General features: G+C 63.6%; 22 protein-coding genes and 2 pseudogenes. 20 read left to right on the top strand and 4 right to left on the bottom strand.

The annotated features are described in order from the left end of the window. Positions 1-150 precede the first annotated feature (150 nt). From FHL16_RS14950 to FHL16_RS34450, 4 genes and pseudogenes are all read left to right on the top strand, one after another. A complete protein-coding gene (locus tag FHL16_RS14950; protein WP_020798912.1) occupies positions 151-1,050 on the top strand; it encodes a DUF3577 domain-containing protein in 900 nt (299 codons plus the stop codon). A 187-nt stretch (positions 1,051-1,237) separates the two neighbouring features. Further along, positions 1,238-2,065 (top strand): DUF932 domain-containing protein, encoded by an 828-nt coding sequence (locus FHL16_RS14945; protein WP_042955534.1) that lies wholly within the window; start codon positions 1,238-1,240, stop codon positions 2,063-2,065. Between the two features lie 90 nt (positions 2,066-2,155). Next, positions 2,156-2,419 (top strand): annotated as a pseudogene (locus tag FHL16_RS34455) (DUF3275 family protein); the annotation flags it as partial. A gap of 80 nt (positions 2,420-2,499) precedes the next feature. Continuing rightward, a pseudogene (locus FHL16_RS34450) lies at positions 2,500-2,880 on the top strand (DEAD/DEAH box helicase); the annotation flags it as partial. 123 nt (positions 2,881-3,003) lie between these two features. On the opposite strand, the gene FHL16_RS35000 reads toward FHL16_RS34450, so the two are convergent. Next, positions 3,004-3,279, bottom strand: a complete 276-nt coding sequence (locus FHL16_RS35000; RefSeq protein ID WP_077748605.1) for a 4-fold beta flower protein — start codon at positions 3,277-3,279, stop codon at positions 3,004-3,006. Between the two features lie 21 nt (positions 3,280-3,300). Then, positions 3,301-5,982 (bottom strand): AAA family ATPase, encoded by a 2,682-nt coding sequence (locus FHL16_RS14930; protein WP_042955531.1) that lies wholly within the window; start codon positions 5,980-5,982, stop codon positions 3,301-3,303. Positions 5,983-6,251: 269 nt separating this feature from the next. Here FHL16_RS14930 and pilL2 point away from each other — a divergent pair, with 269 nt between their 5' ends. Genes pilL2 through FHL16_RS14895 form a run of 7 tightly spaced genes read left to right on the top strand, consistent with a single transcriptional unit; the run spans position 6,252 to position 12,188 of the window. After that, positions 6,252-6,785, top strand: coding sequence for a PFGI-1 class ICE element type IV pilus protein PilL2 (gene pilL2, locus FHL16_RS14925; RefSeq protein WP_042955530.1), 534 nt, complete (start codon positions 6,252-6,254; stop codon positions 6,783-6,785). Continuing rightward, positions 6,782-7,435, top strand: coding sequence for a hypothetical protein (locus FHL16_RS14920; RefSeq protein ID WP_020798907.1), 654 nt, complete (start codon positions 6,782-6,784; stop codon positions 7,433-7,435). The genes pilL2 and FHL16_RS14920 overlap by 4 nt, the downstream gene beginning before the upstream one ends. 9 nt (positions 7,436-7,444) lie before the next feature. Next, entirely contained in the window at positions 7,445-8,170 is a 726-nt protein-coding gene (locus tag FHL16_RS14915; protein WP_020798906.1) for a TIGR03759 family integrating conjugative element protein, read from the top strand. Then, positions 8,152-8,733, top strand: a complete 582-nt coding sequence (locus tag FHL16_RS14910) for a lytic transglycosylase (RefSeq protein ID WP_077748604.1) — start codon at positions 8,152-8,154, stop codon at positions 8,731-8,733. Before FHL16_RS14915 ends, FHL16_RS14910 begins: the two co-directional genes overlap by 19 nt. Then, positions 8,730-9,257, top strand: a complete 528-nt coding sequence (locus FHL16_RS14905; protein WP_020798904.1) for an integrating conjugative element protein — start codon at positions 8,730-8,732, stop codon at positions 9,255-9,257. Before FHL16_RS14910 ends, FHL16_RS14905 begins: the two co-directional genes overlap by 4 nt. Positions 9,258-9,267: 10 nt before the next feature. Then, the gene (gene traD, locus FHL16_RS14900; protein WP_020798903.1) at positions 9,268-11,442 is read left to right on the top strand and encodes a type IV conjugative transfer system coupling protein TraD; all 2,175 of its coding nucleotides are present in this window, start codon (positions 9,268-9,270) and stop codon (positions 11,440-11,442) included. After that, positions 11,439-12,188, top strand: coding sequence for a TIGR03747 family integrating conjugative element membrane protein (locus FHL16_RS14895; protein ID WP_020798902.1), 750 nt, complete (start codon positions 11,439-11,441; stop codon positions 12,186-12,188). The genes traD and FHL16_RS14895 overlap by 4 nt, the downstream gene beginning before the upstream one ends. Positions 12,189-12,270: 82 nt before the next feature. Here the strand turns inward: FHL16_RS14895 and FHL16_RS14890 are convergent, their stop codons facing one another. Next, a complete protein-coding gene (locus tag FHL16_RS14890; protein ID WP_020798901.1) occupies positions 12,271-13,620 on the bottom strand; it encodes a type II toxin-antitoxin system HipA family toxin in 1,350 nt (449 codons plus the stop codon). After that, positions 13,617-13,880 carry a helix-turn-helix transcriptional regulator gene (locus FHL16_RS14885; RefSeq protein WP_042955529.1) on the bottom strand — a complete coding sequence of 88 codons (264 nt, stop codon included), beginning with the start codon at positions 13,878-13,880 and terminating at the stop codon, positions 13,617-13,619. The genes FHL16_RS14890 and FHL16_RS14885 overlap by 4 nt, the downstream gene beginning before the upstream one ends. Positions 13,881-14,171: 291 nt before the next feature. On the opposite strand from FHL16_RS14885, the gene FHL16_RS14880 reads away from it, so the two are divergent. The 9 genes from FHL16_RS14880 to FHL16_RS14840 all read left to right on the top strand — a co-directional run bounded on the left by FHL16_RS14880 (position 14,172) and on the right by FHL16_RS14840 (position 21,816). Further along, positions 14,172-14,546, top strand: a complete 375-nt coding sequence (locus FHL16_RS14880) for an integrative conjugative element protein, RAQPRD family (RefSeq protein ID WP_020798899.1) — start codon at positions 14,172-14,174, stop codon at positions 14,544-14,546. Then, positions 14,543-14,776 (top strand): TIGR03758 family integrating conjugative element protein, encoded by a 234-nt coding sequence (locus tag FHL16_RS14875; RefSeq protein ID WP_020798898.1) that lies wholly within the window; start codon positions 14,543-14,545, stop codon positions 14,774-14,776. Before FHL16_RS14880 ends, FHL16_RS14875 begins: the two co-directional genes overlap by 4 nt. A gap of 72 nt (positions 14,777-14,848) precedes the next feature. Continuing rightward, the gene (locus FHL16_RS14870; protein ID WP_238706179.1) at positions 14,849-15,151 is read left to right on the top strand and encodes a TIGR03745 family integrating conjugative element membrane protein; all 303 of its coding nucleotides are present in this window, start codon (positions 14,849-14,851) and stop codon (positions 15,149-15,151) included. A gap of 15 nt (positions 15,152-15,166) precedes the next feature. Then, the gene (locus tag FHL16_RS14865; RefSeq protein ID WP_020798896.1) at positions 15,167-15,562 is read left to right on the top strand and encodes a TIGR03750 family conjugal transfer protein; all 396 of its coding nucleotides are present in this window, start codon (positions 15,167-15,169) and stop codon (positions 15,560-15,562) included. Next, positions 15,559-16,239, top strand: coding sequence for a PFL_4703 family integrating conjugative element protein (locus FHL16_RS14860; RefSeq protein ID WP_020798895.1), 681 nt, complete (start codon positions 15,559-15,561; stop codon positions 16,237-16,239). Before FHL16_RS14865 ends, FHL16_RS14860 begins: the two co-directional genes overlap by 4 nt. Next, complete coding sequence (locus FHL16_RS14855) at positions 16,236-17,126, top strand: TIGR03749 family integrating conjugative element protein (protein ID WP_020798894.1); 891 nt, start codon at positions 16,236-16,238, stop codon at positions 17,124-17,126. Before FHL16_RS14860 ends, FHL16_RS14855 begins: the two co-directional genes overlap by 4 nt. Further along, positions 17,116-18,540, top strand: a complete 1,425-nt coding sequence (locus FHL16_RS14850) for a TIGR03752 family integrating conjugative element protein (RefSeq protein WP_020798893.1) — start codon at positions 17,116-17,118, stop codon at positions 18,538-18,540. Before FHL16_RS14855 ends, FHL16_RS14850 begins: the two co-directional genes overlap by 11 nt. Continuing rightward, complete coding sequence (locus FHL16_RS14845; RefSeq protein ID WP_020798892.1) at positions 18,521-18,955, top strand: TIGR03751 family conjugal transfer lipoprotein; 435 nt, start codon at positions 18,521-18,523, stop codon at positions 18,953-18,955. Before FHL16_RS14850 ends, FHL16_RS14845 begins: the two co-directional genes overlap by 20 nt. Then, positions 18,955-21,816, top strand: coding sequence for a conjugative transfer ATPase (locus tag FHL16_RS14840; protein WP_020798891.1), 2,862 nt, complete (start codon positions 18,955-18,957; stop codon positions 21,814-21,816). The genes FHL16_RS14845 and FHL16_RS14840 overlap by 1 nt, the downstream gene beginning before the upstream one ends. Positions 21,817-21,818 lie beyond the last annotated feature (2 nt).

Genomic DNA, 21,818 nt, shown 5'->3' with positions numbered 1-21,818 from the left:
CCCCGTTCGCACCGCATCCCTCGCGCGAACAACTACCGGCTTGCCGATGGTGGATGCAGATGTTCCTCAACCCACCGCGGGGTTACGCACCTCCCCGCCTTGGGTCGGTGTGTCTTCGCTTTCTTGTTCTCAAGTCAATGGAGATTCACCATGACCCACACTGCTTCCAACCAGAAGTCGTACTTCGATATCCACACCTCCGGCATCGGCTACATCCAGCGTGCCCGTGAGGTTCCGGTGAATGGCGGCCGCAAGGCGCAACCCTTCCTCGCCTGCACCATCGCCGCGCTGGTCGGCCCTGCCAAGGACCCGGTTCTGCGCTACTTCGACGTGAAGGTCTCCGGGGCCGAAGCCAAGAAACTGGTCCAGAACTACATCGGTGTCGATGATCCCAAGCATCGCCCGCTGGTGCGGTTCCGCCTGGGCGACCTCTGGGTCGATCCGTTCATCCGTCCCAGCGGCGAGCACAAAGGCAAGGCCGCTGCCAGTCTCAAGGCCCGTCTGCTGAAGGCCGAGTTGATCGACCGCGCCGAGCTGGCACAAGTCGAACAGCATGAGCTGATCACCCACGGGATCGGCTACCTGAATCGTCCCAAGGACGTCACGCCTAAGGATGGTGATCCGTTCCTGGCGTGCTCCATCGGTGCGCTGGCCGGGCCAGTCGATGATCCGGACTACCGCTACATCGAGACCATCGTCACCAACACGGATGCCCAGCACCTGGTGCGTCGCTGCGTCCAGGCCGTCGAAGCCGAGAAGAAGGTGCTGATCGCCTTCAAGCTCAACGACATGCGGGCCGATCCGTACCTACGCACCAAAGGCGAGAAGGCCGGTGAAGCGGCTGCCACGCTGGAGTCCAAGCTCATCCACATCGGCCTGGTCAAGGTCGATGGCGAGCAGGTCTACCCGCTGAAGTCCGAGGCACCCGTCACCGAAGACGCACCTGCGCCCGAAGAAACGGTTGCCGCCGAGGACGAAAACGAGGGGCCGCAATCCAGCGAACCCGAGCAATCACCTGTCGAGGAGCCCGCTCTGGCGGCTTCGTTCTAGCCCGCGAGGCCCGTCCTGGGCCTTGTCCTTCATCCCTCGTCCATGCCCCGGCACCTCGGTGTCGGTGGCATGCGATCGAGCTGTTTTCCACCCCGCCCCGCTCGCGGGGCTTTTCATCCCATGCAATCACCCGTGCCGGGCTGCCCGCCTCCACGCGCCGATTGCCGCATTGTTCAAGGAGTCAGCCATGCAACTCGCATCTCGTTTTGCACCCCGTTCTCCGATACTGCGCGCGGACCGTCCCCTGTCGGACGATCAGATTCGCTCGGTGGTCCCGTCAATCTTCGCGGAAACCCCGCATGAAAGCCGATCCGAGCGTTACAGCTACATCCCCACCGCCTCCGTGCTCGCCGAGCTGCGCAGCGAAGGATTCCTACCCTTCATGGTGTGCCAGACCCGCGTGCGCCATGAGGACCGCCGCGAATACACCAAGCACATGCTGCGTCTTCGCCACGCCAGCCAGATCAACGGCGACGAAGCGAATGAAATCATCTTGCTGAACTCGCACGACGGCACCAGCAGTTACCAAATGCTCGCCGGCATGTTCAGGTTCGTCTGCCACAACGGACTGGTCTGCGGTGACACCCTGGCCGACGTGCGCGTGCCCCACAAAGGCAACGTCGCGCACCAGGTGATCGAAGGTGCCTACGAAGTCCTGAAAGGCTTCGAGCGGATTCAGGAGTCCCGCAACACCATGCGCATCATCACCCTGGACGAGGGCGAGCAGGAAGTGTTGGCCCGCTCTGCACTGGCGCTCAAGTACGACGCGCCCGACAAGGTGACGCCGATCACCGAGGCTCAGGTGCTGACGCCCCGACGCTTCGACGACCGGGGCGGCGACCTGTGGTCCACGTTCAATCGCATCCAGGAAAATCTCATCAAAGGAGGTTTGAACGGACGCAGCGCCCAGGGTCGACGCCAACGTACCCGGCCGGTCCAGGGGATCGACCAGAACCTGCGGCTCAACCGCGCGCTGTGGATGCTTGCCGAAGGCATGCGCCAACTCAAGGCCTGACGCCGCTTCCTCGTTCCATCAACGGCACGCCACCTGGTTCCTGACCAGGTGGTCGCCTTTCTTCATCCCATCCACACAAGGAGAAACACCATGGATTCCACGGTAGCCCCCAGGGCAGCCTCACCCATCATAGTTCCGGGCCAGCTCACGCTGCGCACGATTCGCGGCCGCAACGGCCCGTTCACGGTCGGCCGCCTCACCACGCACCTCGGTGTGTTCGAGGTGAAGGATGCAGAACTGGAGCAATACCCCGAAGGCAAGTACGACGGGGAGTTCGTCATCCGGTACATCTACCCGAAGGCCTACCCCACCGGCGGCGGCATGCGGTTCGAGATCCGCGCCAACCTGGATGGAATGACACTCTCAGGCCTCGACAAGCTGAGCCGCTACGAAACACGCGGCTTCGCCTCCAGGACGTCGATCCGCTCGATGAAGAGGCCTCTCGCCGTGGGGGCTGGATCGCCGAGCAGCTGGACCGCGGCATCAACGTGCCCATCACCAATTCCGAGCCGGTCAAGACTGGGCTGGACCTGTTGGAGTTCCCGACGATCGTGCTCCTTCAGTCGGGCTACCACGTGTACTCGTTGCAACAGGCCGCGCGGCGCTCATGGCGTATCGGTCAAAAGCAGCCGGTCAAGGTGATCTACCTGGGCTACGCGGCCACCTCGCAGATGACCTGCCTGGAGCTGATGGCCAGGAAGATCATGGTGGCACAGAGCACGTCGGGAGACGTGCCTGAATCCGGGCTCGACGTCCTGAATCAGGATGGCGACTCGGTGGAGGTAGCACTGGCACGGCAGCTCGTTGCGGCCTGATCTACCTGCGTATGCCGGCGGCCTATCGGGCTGCCGGCCTCCTATCATCACGGCCTCTCCACAGGGGCAAGAATCCCTCCCCCCCAGTCCACGGCCCCTAGCGGGCCGTTTTTGTGCGTTGCTTTAGTCTGGTATATCAGGCTCATTGCCCCATATAGCTGACCCAGCTCGTTGAGCTTTTGCCGTTCCGGCACGGCCTGCTGATGCAAAGGGAGAGCTGACTCCAGCGCTATGCGTGGAGCGGTACACAAGGCGATCACCGATGATAGTTCCCACATAGCGCCCGTCAATGCCATAGACCTTTTCGCCTTTAATGCGACCCACTACCTTTCCAGAGCGGCTATAAACTGTGTTGCTTGACACTTGGAGGGGCTTTCCATTTTTCGTGTAAAGATCCAAGTCTTATCTCCGTTATTGCAACTATGCCTCTGTGTTTACGAACACTTTTTTTGCTGCCCTGCGCTTCTGGCCTCGCTCGTTTTCGAATTTCCCCTTCGCTTTCTTGGCGAATTGGACCAATGCTGTGGTTGATTCAACGTCTTTGATCAACTGGTCTGGTTCAGGGATCGGGAGCTGATGCTCACCGTTGGTGTCGTGAGCATCCGTCGCCTCGCAACACCTGTCGTAGATATCCATGAGTTGCTCCCATTCCTCTTGCGACTGATAGAACACTGCGCCATAGCTATTGACGGACACCTCATCCGAGAATGGGAGGATGGTTTCGTTCATATACACCTCACGAACCGCTCGCTCGATAGTTCCTCTTAGCTTCGTGTAGCAATCCTTCGTACGGTTTTTCAGCGCTTCGCTCAGGTAGTCTCCCGCTTCAGCCTGAATCTCTTTAGCAGCCCCTCCTACCTCATCCAAGCGAGCTTTCCAGTCCGCCGTTTCCCACGTCATGCCTTCCTTCACATGACCTGGATACTTCCCATCCCAGCCTATCGTGAGGTAGTGAGCTGGCTGTTGAGCTTTAATTATGGTTCGGCCCAAGTCGCCCAGAAAGACCGCATCGTGCGTAAAAATGATGAGCTGCCGTTCTTTTGCGAGTTGAGTCAAGCGGTTCGCAATACTCCGGCGATGGTGATGATCCAGCGACGTGGTGGGATCATCAAACACGATGGTAGAGGCATGACCTTGCAAGCGCGACTCAGCCAGGAAAATGGCTAATCCCATCACTCGTTGCTCGCCCTCCGAAAGCACCAGATGTGCCCCGTTTTCACAGTCCTTTAGCTTCAATGTGACCATGGTTTGGCCGGCATCAGCATTCGTGCGGCCAGAAATGAGCGCTTCTACTCGACCTCTGAATCCTAGCGCACGTAACTCTTCATTCATGCTGTCGGCCAATGCGTTGGTCACATGCTTGGTTGCAAAGGCGGTAGCTTTTCTAGACAAGCCTCGGCTGTCTAAAGATGCGTAGCAGTCCGATAGCTTTTTGTGGGCTTGCGCATCGCCGACATACTTAAGCACCTCCTGAATCCGCCCAGACAATCGTTCCCGTGCCTGAAGTTCAGTCCTCTCCTTTTCCAATTGCTTCTTGGCTTCTTGGTCCAGAGCCTTTCGGAATTCTTGGGCGCGGACTCGCAACTGTTGTACTTTCCCGGAAAGTCGAACGTCCAAAGTTTCCCCCTCTGGGAGGGCCGGACGCGGGGCGTCCCAGATTCCAGTGTGAACCGCCTGCTGTGCCCAATCACGCCGAGCATTCCATTGGCAGACTGACGTCGCAGCGAACAAGGCCAACACTGGATCAATTTCGTTCAACTGTTGTGCCGTGATTTGATCAAGCGGGACGAAATTGGCCTCTGCAATTTTCTTCATGGTGTCATCCATGAATTCGGCGGCGCTCTGTACGTTGCGCGAGGCTTCGTTGGCAATGTATTCCGAGAATCCTCTCAGGCGCGCCTTCGTATCCTGCTCCAGCGACGTTTGACAAAGAACGCACTTGGCGTCATCGCCAAGATAGGGGTGATCATGTCCAACGTAAGCATGCTCCGTTGAGAACTTGGCTGCTGCCTCAAACAGCAATTTCCATGCATCGTTGCCCGTTCCTGTAAGAAGCTCCGCTTCCTGCCCATTTTTTCGATGGTGGAGTTGTTGCTGTGCCAAGCTCCAAGCTTCCCGGGCTTTCAGAAGACGGTCGTGGCGGTTCTTTACTTCGTCTAGGGCTGCATCTGTGACATAGCGTTGAGCGGCTCGCGCGGTAATGGAAGATGTTTCCAGTCGCTGAGCTAGCTGCTCGGCTCTTTTGGCTTCAGGCTCGGGGTCCATAGTGGCGAGAATCCCATTGAGATCGACAAGTCGCTGGGCCTCCCCTTCAGTTACCGTAGCGAGCTGTTTTAATCGATCTCCATCACTGCCAGAGCCTAGCTGTGCAACGATGGCCCCGACTTCGTGATTGCCCAGAAGGTCATTAAAGGCTGTCTTGTCCAAGCGGATTGCATCGCGGTCTCGACCAATCTGGGCTTGGATTTCACGCTGTACCGCAATGAAGCGGTTCAGCTGCGGTAGGCCGTATGGCTGATATTCACTCGCACCTTCTTTTGCCAGATAGTCACTACCACAGGCGCTGTCATAAACAGCCACCTTGGCCAAGGCTGAATCAACGTCTTGACCTTGTACCCATTCAACCTGCCTTGGATTGCCGTCCTCCAAAAAGACCATACTGGCCGATGGAATTGGTCGAGGTTTCGTGCCATCGAATGCGTTTGGAAGAACCGCCGTTCGATGGCGCGCACGGCAGATGTTCTTCAAAACACGGGCGAAACCCGACTTGCCTGCACCATTCTCGCCGAACAGTATGTTCAGCCTATCGGGCATCAGTTCCAGTCGTCGACCTTGAGGGAAGCGGTTGACGTTCTGCATGTTCTCCAGATAAAGCAGTCGAACGCTGCCACTTCCAGCCACCGCGGGGAGATGGCCCGCGTTGAGGGGGATCGGACGTGCATCGGTCTGCGGGCCACAACCATGCTTTTCTTTGACAAGATCAATCAGTTTTTGAACTTCCGCTGGGGAAACATTTCCGTCAATGAAGACACGGCGGAGGGCGTCGCGCTGCCATTCCTCCAGTCCCTGGGACCATTCCAGAATCTCATTCAGTAATTCCATTTCACTCTCTCTTGACCACGCACCCAAGCAAGGTAGCAAAATGCCATAAAACCTTCCACTTACCCCCTGTCGCACGCTGATTGTGGAGACGTCGCGCCTAGTCGTTTCTTTCCGGTACATAAGGACGCACTTTGTGTTTAGCCATGTAGATCATTGCGATTGGCCGGTGTGAACTGAAGGAAATCGGCAACACAGCAATTCCCTTTGTTTGCTGATATAGCCTCGCAGGATGGCGATGGTGTCGGCTCGACCTTGCAGAGAGCCGAGCCATGCACGCCGCCCTTTCCTACTGCAGTTGCCTACTGCTGGCCGTACTGGCGGCCGGCTGCGCAACGCCCCCACCACCTCCCGCCCCCGATGAGGTGGCAGCTCCGGCACCGGAGTACATTCCGGTCGTCCGCTACGGCCGCTACACCCTTGTCGAACTGACCCCGACGGCCGCCCAGCAGGATCTGCTGTTGCAGGTAGTCGACGTGTCCATTCCCGACACCCTCAACGCGAACGTGGCCGACGCGCTGCGCCATGTGTTGCAGCGCTCCGGCTACCAGCTCTGCAACGGACGTGAAACCGATGCGCTGAACAGCCTCCCGCTGCCGGCAGCGCACTACCACCTCGGTCCGCTGCAACTGCGCGATGCCCTGCTGATCCTGGCCGGGCCGGCGCGGACACTGCACGTCGATCACGCCACGCGCCGCGTCTGCTTCAACCAGCCCCTCAACACGCCTGCCGAACCGACGCCCGCCACCGCGGATACCGCTCCCCTGGAAGGCCCCTTCCCTGCCGTGGAGGAGCCCCAGCCATGACGACGATGCCAGGTAGTGGGCAACACCGGCACAGCACGCTGATGCGCGTCGCCGCGATCACCTGGCTGCTGCTCATCAGCACCGCCGTCGTGATCGATCACGTAGCGCTGTCTGGTCTGGCAGCACAGGTCGAAACCAGCGCGCCCGGCCTGCAGGTCGCCGTGCTGGAAAAGCGGCTGGCCGAACTGGTCCAGCAGGTCGAGCAAACCCAGCAGCAACCGGCAGCACTACCCCAGACGCGCTATGAGGTCGAGCAGCAGGTGTTGGAGCAGCGGCTGAACACGATTGAGCAGGCACTCGGCAGCCGCCCGACAGCGGAAAACCTGCTGCCGCTGCAAGCCCGCATCGAGCAGCTGGAAATGCGGCTCAGCGCGCCTCGCCCGACGCCAGCGGCCACGACCCGACCACGAGGTGCCGCCCCCGCCAAACCGAAAGCCGCCAAGTCGCCATTCCGGGTGATCGGTGTCGAGCTGCGCGCCGGAGAGCGGTTCCTCGCGATTCTGCCATCCGCCTCGAGCGAGCTCTCGCAGGTTCGTTTGCTGCGTCCCGGAGAGGCGGAAGCCGGCTGGCGCCTCGAAACCACCGAGTGGAGCAGTGCCGTGTTCCGGCACGGCGACGACACCCGCCGCCTGCCCGTTCCCGCGCAGTAGGAGGGGCAAATGAGGCAGCGCCATATCGTCCCCGCACTGATTGTCCTGCTGACCAGCGGCCTCACCCAGGGTACGGAAAACCTCGCCACCAACAATATTCTCAGCCACGAGCGGCCGGTGGTCACCGAACGCGGTGACGAACAGCATGCGCGCGATTGGGGCCTGAGCGCCGAGGAATGGACACGCTACCGGGATCTGATGCAAGGGCCCCTGGGTGTCTATTCGCCGAACATCGATCCGCTCACCGCGTTGGGCATCGAGGCACGCTCCGACCAGGAACGGCACCGCTATGCTGAGCTGCAGGTCGAGGTCGAAGCCAGCCGCGTCGAAAAGCTGCTCGCGTACCAGCGGGCTTACGATGCCGCCTGGCAGCGGCTCCACGCCGATATGCCCCGCGTCATCCTGCCCGACGCCGAGGCGGCATTCTCGCCGGTTGTGCCAGCAGCGAACGGACGGATCACCGTATTCGTCAAGGACGCCTGCCCCGCCTGCGATCAATCCACGCTGCGACTGCAGGCAGCCGGCATGGAATTCGACATCTACGTCGTTGGCAGCCGCGCCGATGACGCCCATATCCGTGCCTGGGCACAGCGCATCGGCATCGACCCGGCCAAGGTTCGCGGCGGCCAGATCACACTCAATCACGACTCGGGACGCTGGCTATCGCTGGGCCTGCCCGGCGACCTGCCTGCGGTCGTGCGCCAGGTCGGCGGCCAATGGCAGCGGCAGCCGTAATGTCGCGCCAAGCCGTGCTCATGCTGCTGGCCTGCGTACTGGCCGGCACCGCCCAGGCGCAGGAAATCCCACCGCCGGTCTATCAAGTCGCCGCGCAGCACGCCGGCATTCCCTCGACCGTCTTATACGCCGTCACGTTGCAGGAAAGCGGCATCCGCTTACGTGGCCGCCTGGTGCCATGGCCGTGGACGCTTAACGTCGCCGGCAAAGCGCAGCGCTACGCCACCCGCGCCGAGGCCTGCGCAGGGCTGCGCCAGGCACTCAGGCGCACACCCACCACCCGCATCGACGCCGGTCTCGGCCAGGTCAATCTCGGCTACCACCCGCAGCGCTACGCACGGCCCTGCGACCTGCTTGATCCCTACCGCAACCTGGCCATCGCCGCCGAAATCCTGCGTGAGCAGCACACCCCAGGCGACGACTGGCTGCTCGCCATCGGCCGTTACCACCGCCCCGCTGGCGGTGCGCCGGCCGCGCGCTACCGCCACAGCGTCGGCCAGCACCTGGCCCGCGTGCTGGGCAAACCCCGGTTGGAAATCACCTCCCGAAGGAACCTGCCATGAAATCCCTGCCCACCCTCGCCGCCTTTCTCTCTCTGCCGTGGCTGCCGGTAACTGTTCAGGCCGACACGTTGATTGTCGTCGCAGAACGGGGCGGCACCTCGGCCTTGCGGTACTACGAAGCGCTGAACCTGCAACCTCGTAGCAGCATGGTATCGCCACGCATCGAGATTCCGCGCCCGCCAGCCAAAGTATTCAACGAGTCCGACATGCTGCCGGTGCGCTCGATGCGGCTGTCGCCGGGCGATGTGGCGCGTCGGGTGATCGAAGCGCCGGGACTGCCGCCGTTCTTTCTCGTCGGCGACGACGAACGCTCGCGTGCCTGGCTGCGCCAGCGAGCACTGCGCCTGCGCGAACTCGACGCGGTAGGCCTGGTGGTCAACGTTGCCTCGGCCGAGGCCCTGGCCGCGCTACGGGCGCTGGTGCCCGGACTGCCGCTGGCACCGGTTGCAGGCGACGACCTCGCCGAGCGCCTTGGCTTGCGTCACTACCCGGTGCTGATCACGGCGACCGGCATCGAACAGTGAGGCGCCGGCCATGGCCCAGCCCCACGCGATCGAGGTGCTGCTGCGACCAGCGGTGGAGCTGTACACCGTGGCGGTCTGCGCCGCCGCCGCGTTGCTGTCCGTGGCGGCACCCTGGTCGCTCGCGCTGAGCCCATCGATTGGCCTGGGCAGCGCACTGGCCTTCCTCGCCTTCGGCGCGATCCGCCTGCGTGATGCCATGGTCATCCTGCGCTACCGGCGCAATATCCGCCGACTGCCGCGCTACGTGATGACCAGCCGCGATGTGCCGGTCAGCCAGCAACGGTTGTTCATCGGCAAAGGCTTTCGCTGGGAACAACGGCACACGCACCGCCTGACGCAAACGTTCAGGCCCGAATTCCGCCGCTATGTCGAGCCCACGCCTGCCTACCAGTTGGCGCGCCGCCTGGAGGAACGGCTGGAGTTCGCGCCGTTTCCGCTGTCGCAACTGGCCAAGCTCACCGTCTGGGACATCGCGCTCAACCCGGTGCGCCCGCTGCCGCCGGTCGGTGGTCTGCCGCGACTGCACGGCATCGAACCGAACGAAGTCGACGTGAGCCTGCCGCTCGGCGAACGGGTCGGGCACTCGCTCGTGCTGGGCGCGACGCGGGTCGGCAAGACCCGCTTGGCCGAATTGTTCGTGACCCAGGACATTCGGCGACGCAACACTGCAGGCGAGCACGAGGTGGTGATCGTCTTCGATCCGAAGGGCGACGCGGACCTCTTGAAACGCATGTACGTGGAGGCCAAGCGCGCCGGGCGCGAAGGCGAGTTCTACGTCTTCCACCTCGGCTGGCCGGACATCAGTTCGCGCTACAACGCGGTGGGCCGCTTCGGTCGAATCAGCGAGGTGGCCACGCGCATCGCGGGGCAGCTTTCGGGTGAGGGTAACTCGGCCGCATTCCGGGAATTCGCCTGGCGCTTCGTCAACATCATCGCGCGTGCCCTGGTCGAGCTGGGGCAGCGGCCCGACTATCTGCTGATCCAGCGGCATGTCGTCAACATCGACGCGCTGTTCATCGAATACGCGCAGCAGTACTTCGCCAAGCACGAGCCGAAGGCCTGGGAAATCATCGTCCAGCTCGAAGGCCGGCTGAACGACAAGAACATCCCGCGCAACATGATCGGTAGGGAAAAGCGCGTCGTCGCGCTCGAGCAGTACCTGTCTCAAGTCCGCGTCTACGACCCGGTGCTCGACGGTCTGCGCAGCGCCGTACGCTACGACCGGACGTACTTCGACAAGATTGTCGCCTCTTTGCTGCCACTGCTGGAAAAACTCACCACCGGCAAAACCGCGCAACTGCTCGCGCCGAACTACTCCGACTTGTCCGACCCGCGGCCGATTTTCGATTGGATGCAGATCGTCCGCAAACGCGCAGTGGTCTATGTCGGTCTCGATGCGCTCTCGGATGCCGAGGTCGCCGCGGCTGTCGGCAACTCGATGTTCGCCGACCTGGTATCGGTCGCCGGCCATATCTACAAGTTCGGCATCGACGATGGTCTGCCCGGTTCGCTGGCGGGAGCCAGAGTCCCGATCAACGTCCACGCCGACGAGTTCAATGAACTGATGGGTGACGAATTCGTGCCGCTGGTCAACAAGGGCGGCGGGGCCGGGCTACAAGTCACGGCCTACACCCAGACGCTCAGCGACATCGAAGCTCGCGTCGGCAACCGCGCGAAAGCGGGCCAGGTCATTGGCAACTTCAACAACCTGTTCATGCTGAGGGTGCGCGAGACCGCGACCGCGGAACTGCTCACCCGCCAGCTGCCGAAAGTGGACGTCTACACCACGACACTGGTCAGCGGAGCAACCGACAGCTCCGACATCCAGGGCCCGACCGACTTCACCTCCAACGCGCAGGATCGCATCAGCACCGCCAGCGTGCCGATGATCGAGCCCGCGCACGTGGTCGGCCTGCCGAAAGGCCAGGCGTTCGCGCTGCTGCAAGGCGGGCAGCTCTGGAAAATCCGCATGCCGCTGCCCGCCCCCGACCCTGACGAAATCATGCCCGACGACCTGCAGCAACTCGCCGGCTACATGCGTCAGCACTATGCCGAGGCCGGAGACTGGTGGGATAACCAGGACCTGCCAGGCCTGCAGGATCAGCCGCTGCCCGACGACCTTGTCGACGGCTTCCGCCACCTGGTCGACACGGACAATACCGCCGACAGCGAGACCCGGCCATGAGGGAGCCGGCCGCCACCACGCAGCGCGAGCAAACCCGCCAACAAGGTTTTTTCGCGAGTGTAGTCAGCCTGCCGCTGCGCATGCTCGGCGTGCTGATCGGCTCGCTGCTGCTGTCGATCATCATCGAGTGCGTCGGCATGCACCTGTTCTGGCCGGAGCAAGGTTGGCACCACGCCCAAGGCATGCTCAACTACGAGCTGAACCACCTTTCCAACCACTTCAGCCGTAGCGCCGTGGTGCAGGAACCAGGTCGAACTGCGCACCAACTGGTCGAGGGCACCTACGAATGGATCTTCGTGAAGAGCGGGCTGCTCGACTGGATGAGCCAGGCATCGGCGCGCGCCCGCGCACCCAGCCATAGCCATGCCCGGGACTTGCGTTACTACATCAGCCAGGTCTACGTCTGGAGCGAGAACTACCTGATCGCCGCCGCATTCACGACGCTGACGTTCATCGTCCGGTTGCTGGTCCTGGTGCTCACGCTGCCGCTGTTCGTACTGGCGGCCTTCGTTGGGCTGGTCGATGGCCTGGTGCGGCGCGACATTCGCAAGTTCGGCGCGGGCCGCGAGTCGGGCTTCGTCTACCACCGCGCCAAAGCGAGCCTGATGCCACTGGCCGTCCTGCCGTGGATCATCTACCTCACCTTGCCCATCAGCGTGCATCCGTTACTGGTGCTGCTGCCGAGCGCAGCGCTGCTCGGGCTGGCGGTGAACATCACCGCGGCCAGCTTCAAAAAATATCTTTGATTGCCAACCAGTGCGTGGCGGTGTTTGAAATCCCCCTGCGGACTGCACATGCTGCCGACCGAGGTACAGGTCGAACAGAGGATTAGCGCTTACGACGCGGTGGCGCCAGCAGCTCCGACCGTCCGATCGTCACACCTGACTTCTCTGCGGGCTCGGGGTCGGAGAATCCTGCCGCCGCGATGGCAACATCCAGCCCCCTGAATTGCACCGCCCGTTTGGGATCGCGCAGTGACGACATGCCTTGGTTCCACGCATGCACCATCTGCTTGGCAACGGTGTGCCAGCGAGGCTCGTTCCTGGCCGCCTCGATCACCTCCTCACCCACGATCACGGCCGATTCGCACAGGCGCTCGATCATCTCGGCATAGCGCCGTGGTGCGATGCCCAACCGCGCATTGAAGAATCGCTCCAGCGTCTTCCCCGCCGCCCAGGTCTGGCGGCCGTCGATGGGCAGACCCGGAGGGTTGTTCGCGTAACGCGGGTAAGCCTGTGTCGTCACGATATCGTAGACAGGTGTGTAGCCCACGTCAGTCAGCGAGGTGTAGTACAACGCGATGTTCTTTGCATGACAGTCGGCATTGCGTACCACGTAGTTGATCAGCAGGTGCCAGCCGAGCTGCTCCAATTGCGCACGTACCTGCGCTGCCGGCAGATAGGCGCGCGTGGCATTGAGGATCTTCTCGGTGGTGGTCGCGTACTTCTCGTGCGGCGGCAAACCCAGCAGACCACAAGCGTCTTCGAGCCCGTGGGTGGGAACGCCGCGCTCATCGACGTCGAAGCGCTCGACCACCAGCACACGACCGTCGTCAGACATGCGCGTCTTGGCAACCGGCACGACATTGAGCCGCTCCAGCACACGCATGCTGTAGAACTCGTTGAAACCGAGATAGGGCGTACTGTCGTCCGAGCCCTTGATAATGTGATGGCTGGTGCGCAGCGTGGGTTTACCCAGCGGATCGGTCACGCCAGACAGAGCGTCTTGTGGCGCGATGAATTTGGGCACCACGCCCGAGATCGACGCGCGCGCGTAGCGGCGCACCAGCGCGGCGAAGTGCTCGGTGGTGTTATCGGCTGTCAGCAGGCGCTCGACCTGCAGCGGTTCCATATCGGCCCCCGGCTTGCCGCCTTCGGGCGTGAGCGTGACCCGTCCGATACCCATGCCCCCGACCACGGCCAGCAACGACAGATCGGTGCCATCGAGCAGCGGACCGAACTCCTCTCGAATGATGCCGAGCAGGTAGCCTTCGGGCAGGTTCTGGCGGAAGAAGGGATGCAGGTCGCGCGGCCAGCGCCAGGGTTCCTCGCGCACCGGCATGGTCAGGCTGACGAAATCGGCTGGATCGGTGCCGGGAAGGTACTTCAGGACGTACTCGTCACGCTCACGATAGAGCTGGGCCGTCGTCTTGCCGCCGACCTGCACGTCAAGCCTCATGAGGCATCACCTCGGCGTTGTTCGGCCAGGATGTCCTCTACCGTGCGTACATGGCCGGGTCTCACGAGCTTCAGGTCGTAGCCAGCCGCTTCGAGCAAGCGAACCAGGATCGATACGCTCATATCACCCTTGGCCAGGGTCTCCATACGGGCTACCGTAGAACGTGCAACGCCGGCCCGCTGAGCGAGTTCTTCCTGGCTCAGGTCGGCCTCCCGGCGAGCGGTTTTGAGCATCTCGGAGACGTCAGAAAGCGTTGTCACTGTAGCCCCCAGGCATCAAAATTATTCTATAAAGGCAATAATGTAGCCCAAAAGGCACAAAAACAAAAATTACTCACATACCCCAATCCGCATTGAGTGCCAACCTACCCCAGCCGTTCACCCCTGTCCCGGCATGATCCGTTCGTGGCTCGTCGTGATCGAGCACAGCCACCGACATCTCCACGCCTGCGTAGCCAACAAGCCGATCATGACCAATCCCGCATTCATTGCGGCATCAACCTCAATACATGAAGAACATTTCGCCATTCCTCGCACATCGTGGATTGGCAAATGTCGATGCGACTTCTCTCACCAGCCAACAGGCACCCCGCGCCCGGTCTGATCCTGGCACTGCTGCTCGGCCTGCATGTTTCCGGCCACGCCTGCGCCGACGACTCCACGCCCGAGCACGCCCGACTCGTCGCCGCACTGCGTCAGCTCGACAGCATCGAACGGCTCGTCGCTCAGCAAGCCGCGCAACCGCACGACGAACGTGCCCGCTACCACTTCGACTACGCCCGCCTCGCCGCCGACCTCGAACGCATGCGCGCCGGCATCCGCGACTACCTGAGCCCATCGCGTGCCCAACCGCGTGACCCCGCCGTGCTGCTCGGCGACTACCGCCAGAGCGTAACCCCGCCTCCTGAAGCGGACGCCGCGCCATGAACGCCGCGCAGACCGCCGCCTTCCAGGCCAACAGCGGCGTCACCCCGTCCGATGTGTCCGTCGTGCTGATCGGTGCGGTGTTCGCCGTGCTGCTCGTGTGGGGTGTCTGGGCGATGCGCTCGGCCTACGTCGGCTGGGCAGATGAACAGCTTTCCCAACGTCAGTTCCTGGTCGTCGTGGTGCGCTTTGTCGTGCTGTACCTGGCGCTGACCTTTTTCCTGCTCTCGTAAGAGGTCGCCATCATGCAGCCGCTCTACCCTGTCTTGCGCCCCCACCGCTTCGCCCACCGGGTCACGCTGTCGATGCTCGGCGTACTGGGACCACGCGCCCATGCCGCCCTGCCCACCCTGGAAAGCCCATCGCGCGGCACTGGCACGGGCATCATGCAAACGCTGCAGAACTACGGCTACGACATCGTGATGCTCATTGCGCTGCTGGTGGTGGCCTCGATGTTCGTCGGCGTGTGCTACCACGCCTACACCCGTTATGCCGAAATCCACATCGGTCGCTCGACCTGGGGCCAGTTCGGCCTGACCGTGGCCGTTGGCGCAGTCCTGCTGGTCGTCGGCATCTGGCTGCTGACCGAAGCCATCGGCGTTCTCTGAACCGAGGATGCCGGCATGACTGAAGACATCCGCCCGGACGGGACGGTGGCATTCCTGCCCCACCGTCTCAACCGTCACCCGGTGGTGGTTCGCGGGCTGACGGCGAATGAACTGTGGGTCTGCGCTGGCTCGTCAGGTGTGATCGGCCTCGCCACCGGAATTCCTCTGGCCGTCCTGTTCGCGACTATAGCCATCGTCCCCACGACCATCCTGCTGACGGTCGCCGCTGGCATTTTCATCGGTGGCGGTACGCTGCGCCGGCTCAAGCGTGGCCGCCCCGAAACCTGGCTGTACCGGCAGTTGCAGTGGGGGATCGCCGTTCATCTGCCGCTCCTCGCCCCCTTCAGCGGCGGTCACAGGCTGGTGATTCGCTCCGGCTGCTGGAGCACACGCAGGAGCAAAGCGCTGTGAGCCGGTTCAAGAACGAGGTGCTGCGGCTCGAAGCCCACATCAAGACCCTGCGCATCGGGGCTGTCGTGCTCGCCGTGCTGGCGCTGGTCATGGGTGTCGGCTGGTGGAACGCGCCGCGCGACCTGACCATCCATGTACCGCCGGACCTGCGCTCCGGCAGTACGCGCAAGTGGTGGGACGTGCCGCCCGAGAGCGTTTACGCCTTCACCTTCTATGTGTTCCAGCAGCTCAACCGCTGGCCCACCAACGGCGAAGAGGACTACGCGCGCAACCTGCATGCGCTCTCTCCGTACATCACCCCGGCCTGCCGCGCCTTCCTGCAGGCCGACTACGACTACCGCCGCAACACCGGCGAACTGCGTCAGCGGGTGCGCGGCATCTACGAGATTCCGGGTCGCGGCTACGGCGATAACCCCAGCGCACGGGTGCGGATCCTGTCTGATCGGGACTGGGTGGTGACGCTCGACCTCAGCGCGGACGAGTACCACAGTTCGGAACAGGTCAAGCGGGCGCTGGTGCGCTACCCGATCAAAGTCGTGAGCGTGGATGTCGACCCGGCGCACAACCCGTTCGGTCTCGCGCTCGACTGCTACGAGGGAGCCCCACAGCGCATCGCCACTCCCGCACCGGAGACACCCGCCCGCAGCGGCCTGGGGCAGCAAGGAGAAACGCCATGAAACATCGAGCTCTCACCTGGCTGGGCGCGCTGGCCATGCTGGCAACGCCCATCGCACAAGCGGTGGAGATCCTGCGCTGGGAACGCCTACCGCTTACCGTACCGCTCGTGATCGGCCAGGAACGCATCGTGTTCGTCGAGCGCAACATCCGCGTGGGCGTACCCGCATCGGTTGGCAACCGCCTGCGCGTGCAGAGCGCCGCCGGTGCCCTCTACCTGCTGGCGAGCGAACCAATCGAGCCGGTACGGCTGCAACTGCAGGACGCCGATACCGGCACCGTGCTCCTGCTCGACATCGCCGCCGAGCCCGCTCAAGAGGGCCAGCCGCCCCTGGAGCCGGTGCGCATCATCGAGACCGCATCACCCGCCGCACGCACTGATGCAAGCGAAGCAGGCAACGACAGCGCCGCGGCTGCCCAGCCCGTGCGCGAGACACCGCAGCCCGTCGTCCTGACCCGCTACGCGGCGCAGAACCTCTACGCACCGCTGCGCACCGTCGAACCCGTGTCGGGTGTCACACGCGCCACTCTGCGCCGTGACCTCCCGCTGGACACCCTGCTGCCGACGCTTCCGGTGCAGGCCCAAGCGCTCGCGGCATGGCGTCTGGACAGCCTGTGGGTCAGCGCCGTGCGCCTGCGCAACACCGCCTCGCACTGGATCGACCTCGATCCGCGCGCGCTGCAGGGCCACTTCCTCACCGCGACCTTCCAGCATTCGACCCTGGGGCCGCGCGGCACGCCGGACGACACCACCGTCGTCTACCTGGTCACCCGTGGGCACGGGCTGGTGCAGGCCCTGCTGCCGACCCTTGCACCGGTCGATGCGTCACTCAACCTGCCGGTGCCGCAAGCACCCGGCTTCGACGATGGAGGCCGCAATGCACAGTAACGGCCTGCTCAAGTGGTTGATGATCCCGCTGGCGCTCTTGTTGCTGTTCGTCGGTGTCAGGCTGTTCTCCGGCAGCAGCGACGCGCTCATGGCGCCGGAGGAAGCGGTCCGGCTCACGCCCGATGAAGCCAAAGCGCTCGGCATCGAGGGCGACACCCCGCGCGACACCGTGGCGACCTTAGTCGCCCAGGTCCGCCAACTGCGCACCGAGCTGCAGACCGCGCTGAGCGACAACAAGACCCAGCGCGAAGAAAACCAGCGCCTGCGGCAACGCGAAGGTGCCATCGACCGGCGCATCCAGAGCGCACTCGAAACCGAGCGCAACCAGTTGCACCAGGACCGCGAACAGGTCGCCAGCGAGCGACAGCAAACCCAAGGCCTGCTGCAGCAATTGCAGCAGCGCCTCGACAGCATTGGCAAGGATGACCCCGCCGACCTGCCGGTGGGCCTGGGCCTTGAACCGGGCGACGGCCTGGGTGGCGACGCGCTGCGCTGGATCGAGCCGGACGACCGGCGCGACGACGGCCAGCAGCGCACCTCCGGCAATGCCGGCGACCCCAGCTTCCCGACCCGCTTCGGGCCGGCACAGAAGACCCTCGAAACCACAGCTGCCTCAGTCGTCGATTCCGGCCGCCGCGCGGCGGGCGTACCGGAGACGACGGCCGTCTACACCGTGCCGAGCAACGCCACGCTGATGGGCTCTATCGCCATGACGGCACTGATCGGCCGCGTGCCGATCGACGGAACCGTCAACGATCCCTACCCCTTCAAAGTCCTGATCGGGCGGGACAACCTCACGGCGAACGGCATCGACATTCCCGACGTGACCGGTGCCGTCGTCAGCGGCACGGCGTCCGGTGACTGGACCCTCTCCTGCGTACGCGGACAGATCCGCAGCGTCACATTCGTCTTCGAGGACGGCACCATCCGTACCATTCCAGAAGACGGCCAACGCGGTGCAAACCGCCAACAGAACAACAACGGCAACAACACGCAGGACGGCCTGGGCTGGATCAGCGACCCGCACGGCATCCCCTGCGTCAGCGGCCAACGGCGCAGCAATGCCCAGCAGTACCTCGGCACCCAGGCGCTGATCACCGCCGCCGGTGCCGGCGTCGCGTCGTTGATCGACTCCGACAGCGGCCAGGTCTCCTACATGAGCAGCGACGGCTCTGTCGGCACCGTGGGCATCGGCGCGAACGAAGCCATGGGCCGCATCCTCGCCGGTGGCGTGCAGGACATGTCCGCCTGGGTCAATAAGCTGTACGGCCAAGCGTTCGCGGCGGTCTACGTCAAGCCCGGTGCCAAGGTGGCCGTACATCTCGAAGAACCCTTGACCATCGACTACGACCCGAAAGGTCGCCGGGTCGATCACCGCCTTGGAGGACTGCCCCATGTGCAAGATCTGGACTGACGGCCTGGCGTTGCTCGGCATCGCGCTCGTGCTGGGTGGTTGCGCCACCAGTAAGGAGGATCTGTTGCCACACGACGACAGGACCATGCTCGACATCTGGAACGTCGAAACCAGTGGCAGCGCGGGCGGCGGTCCGGCGGCCCGGCAGTTGCTCGATGCGCGCCAGGCCCTGCGCCGGCCGCTGACCGAGGCCGACGTGCAGGCCACGCCGGGTGTGCAGGCGCGCTACACCCGCACGGCGGCCAACGAAATCCACCGGCAGTTTCACCGGCTGCCGAACCCCGATCTGCTGATGTATGTGTTCCCGCACCTGGCCGGCAGCGACCCGGTGCCGGTGCCCGGTTACACCACAGTGTTCCCCCTGTATCAGCGGGTGCAGTACGCACTGCCTGGCGAACGGGTGGAGGACTACTGATGGCCTGGCCCCTGTTCAAGCGCCGGCCGCAGACCGAGGCACCGGGTCCGCCTGCTGATGCCTGGAGTCGTCACGTCGAGGCGCTGCGCGCCCACGGCATTGCCGAGCCCGGCACCACACATACCCGGCACCGGCCCGCAACCCAGGCTGACGAGCAGGCGTGTTACGACGTCGCTCCCTCTTTTACCGACCTGCTACCGTGGGTGGAATACCTGCCCGAATCGGGGTGCGTGTTGCTGGATGACGGCACCTCGGTGGCGGCCTTGTATGAGCTGCTCCCGGTCGGGACCGAGGGACGTGAACCCGACTGGCTGCTTCAGGTCCGCGACACCCTGGAGAACGTGCTGCAGGACTCATTCGACGAACTGGAGGACAACCCCTGGGTCGTGCAGCTCTATGCCCAGGACGACACCAGTTGGGATCGCTACCTGGATGAGCTGCGCGGCTACATCCAGCCCCGCGCCCAGGGTACCGCCTTCACCGAGTTCTACCTGCGCTTCTTCGCCCACCACCTGCAGGCCATCGCCAAGCCAGGTGGGCTGTTCGAGGACAGCACCGTCACCCGCCTGCCCTGGCGCGGCCAGGTGCGGCGCACGCGGATGGTCGTCTACCGTCGTGTCGGCCAGGCACCGCAGCGCCGCGGGCAGACGCCCGAGCAGGCCCTCAACCGGGTCTGCGACCGCCTCGTCGGCGGGCTGGCCCATGCCGGCGTGCGCGCCCAACGCCTTGGCGCGGCAGACATCCACGCCTGGTTGCTGCGCTGGTTCAATCCCAATCCAACCCTGCTCGGCCCCGCCGCCGAAGACCGCGAGCGGTTCTATGCACTGACCCGCTACCCGGACGAACAGGAGCCCGGCGAGATCGAGCTGGCCAGCGGCAGGGATTTCAGCCAGCGCTTGTTCTTCGGCCAGCCGCGCTCGGATGCCGCTCAGGGCTTGTGGTACTTCGACGGGATGCCGCACCGCGCGATCGCCGTCGATCGCCTGCGCACACCGCCGTCGACCGGCCACGTCACCGGCGAAACCCGCAAGGGCGACGCGATCAACGCCCTGTTCGACCAACTGCCGGAGGACACGATTCAGTGCCTGACGCTGGTCATCACCCCGCAGGATGTGCTCGAAGCACACCTCAACCACCTCGGCCGCAAGGCCGTGGGCGACACCCTGGCCTCGGAACAGACCCGCGCCGATGTGCAACAGGCCCGTGGCCTGATCGGCAGCGCCCACAAGCTGCACCAGGGGGCACTCACCTTCTACCTGCGCGGCCGCGACACGGCGGAGCTGGAGGCCCGCGGCCTGCAACTCGGCAACGTGCTGCTCGGTGCCGGACTGCAGCCGGTGCGCGAAGAAGATGAGGTCGCACCGCTCAATACGTACCTGCGCTGGTTGCCCTGCGTCTACGACCCGGCGAAAGACCCACGCCAGTGGTACACGCAACTGATGTTCGCCCAGCACGCCGCCAATCTGGCACCGTTGTGGGGGCGCAGCCAGGGCACGGGCCACCCGGGTATCACCTTGTTCAACCGCGGTGGCGGCACCATCACCTTCGATCCGCTGAACCGCCTCGATCGGCAGATGAACGCGCACCTGTTCCTCGCGGGGCCGACCGGCTCCGGCAAGAGCGCGACCCTCAACAACCTGCTCAACCAGGTCACCGCCATTTATCGGCCACGGCTATTCATCGTCGAAGCGGGAAACTCGTTTGGCTTGTACGGCGACTTCGCCGCGCGCCTGGGGCTCACCGTCAATCGCGTGAAACTCGCCCCCGGGGGCGGAGTCAGCCTCGCCCCGTTCGCCGATGCGCACCGGCTGGTGGAAACACCCAGCCAGGTACAGACGCTCGACGCCGATGCGCTGGACGAAGACGAAGACGACGCGGCGGCAGACGGCGACGAGCAGCGCGACGTGCTCGGCGAGCTGGAAATTACTGCGCGGCTAATGATCACCGGCGGGGAAGACAAGGAAGAAGCGCGCATGACGCGCGCGGATCGCAGCCTGATCCGCCAGTGCATCCTCGACGCCGCCCAGCATTGCGTGACCGAGCAGCGCGCAGTACTCACGCGCGACGTGCGCAATGCGTTACACGAGCGCGGCCGCGACACGACCCTGCCCGAGAGCCGGCGTATGCGTCTACTGGAAATGGCCGATGCGATGGACATGTTCTGCCAAGGCAGCGATGGCGAGATGTTCGACCGGCCGGGCACGCCGTGGCCCGAAGCCGACATCACCATCGTCGATCTCGCCACCTACGCCCGCGAGGGCTATAACGCCCAGCTCTCCATCGCCTACATCTCGCTGATCAATACGGTCAACAACATCGCCGAGCGCGACCAGTTCCTGGGTCGCCCGATCATCAACGTGACGGACGAGGGACACATCATCACCAAGAACCCTCTGCTCGCGCCCTACGTGGTGAAGATCACCAAGATGTGGCGGAAATTGGGCGCATGGTTCTGGCTGGCGACGCAGAACCTGGACGACCTGCCCAAGGCCGCCGAACCGATGTTGAACATGATGGAGTGGTGGTTGTGTTTGAGCATGCCGCCGGACGAAGTGGAGAAAATCGCCCGCTTCCGCGAACTCACCCCGGCACAGAAAGCCTTGATGCTCTCGGCGCGCAAGGAATCTGGAAAATTCTCGGAAGGCGTGATTCTGTCGCGCAGCACAGAACTGCTGTTCCGCGCAGTGCCACCCAGCTTGTATCTTGCGTTGGCACAGACCGAACCCGAAGAGAAAGCCGAACGTCACCAACTCATGCAGGAGTACGGCATCAGCGAGCTGGATGCCGCCCTCAAAATCGCTGAAGTCATCGACCGGGCGCGCGGTATCACTCCACTGTCGCTGGACTGGGCCACCCACTGAGG

This window comes from Pseudomonas sp. FSL W5-0299, assembly GCF_005930655.1.
Taxonomy (GTDB): domain Bacteria; phylum Pseudomonadota; class Gammaproteobacteria; order Pseudomonadales; family Pseudomonadaceae; genus Aquipseudomonas; species Aquipseudomonas mandelii.
Note: the sequence above shows the minus strand (reverse complement) of the source record. Positions and strands in the feature narration are given on the sequence as shown.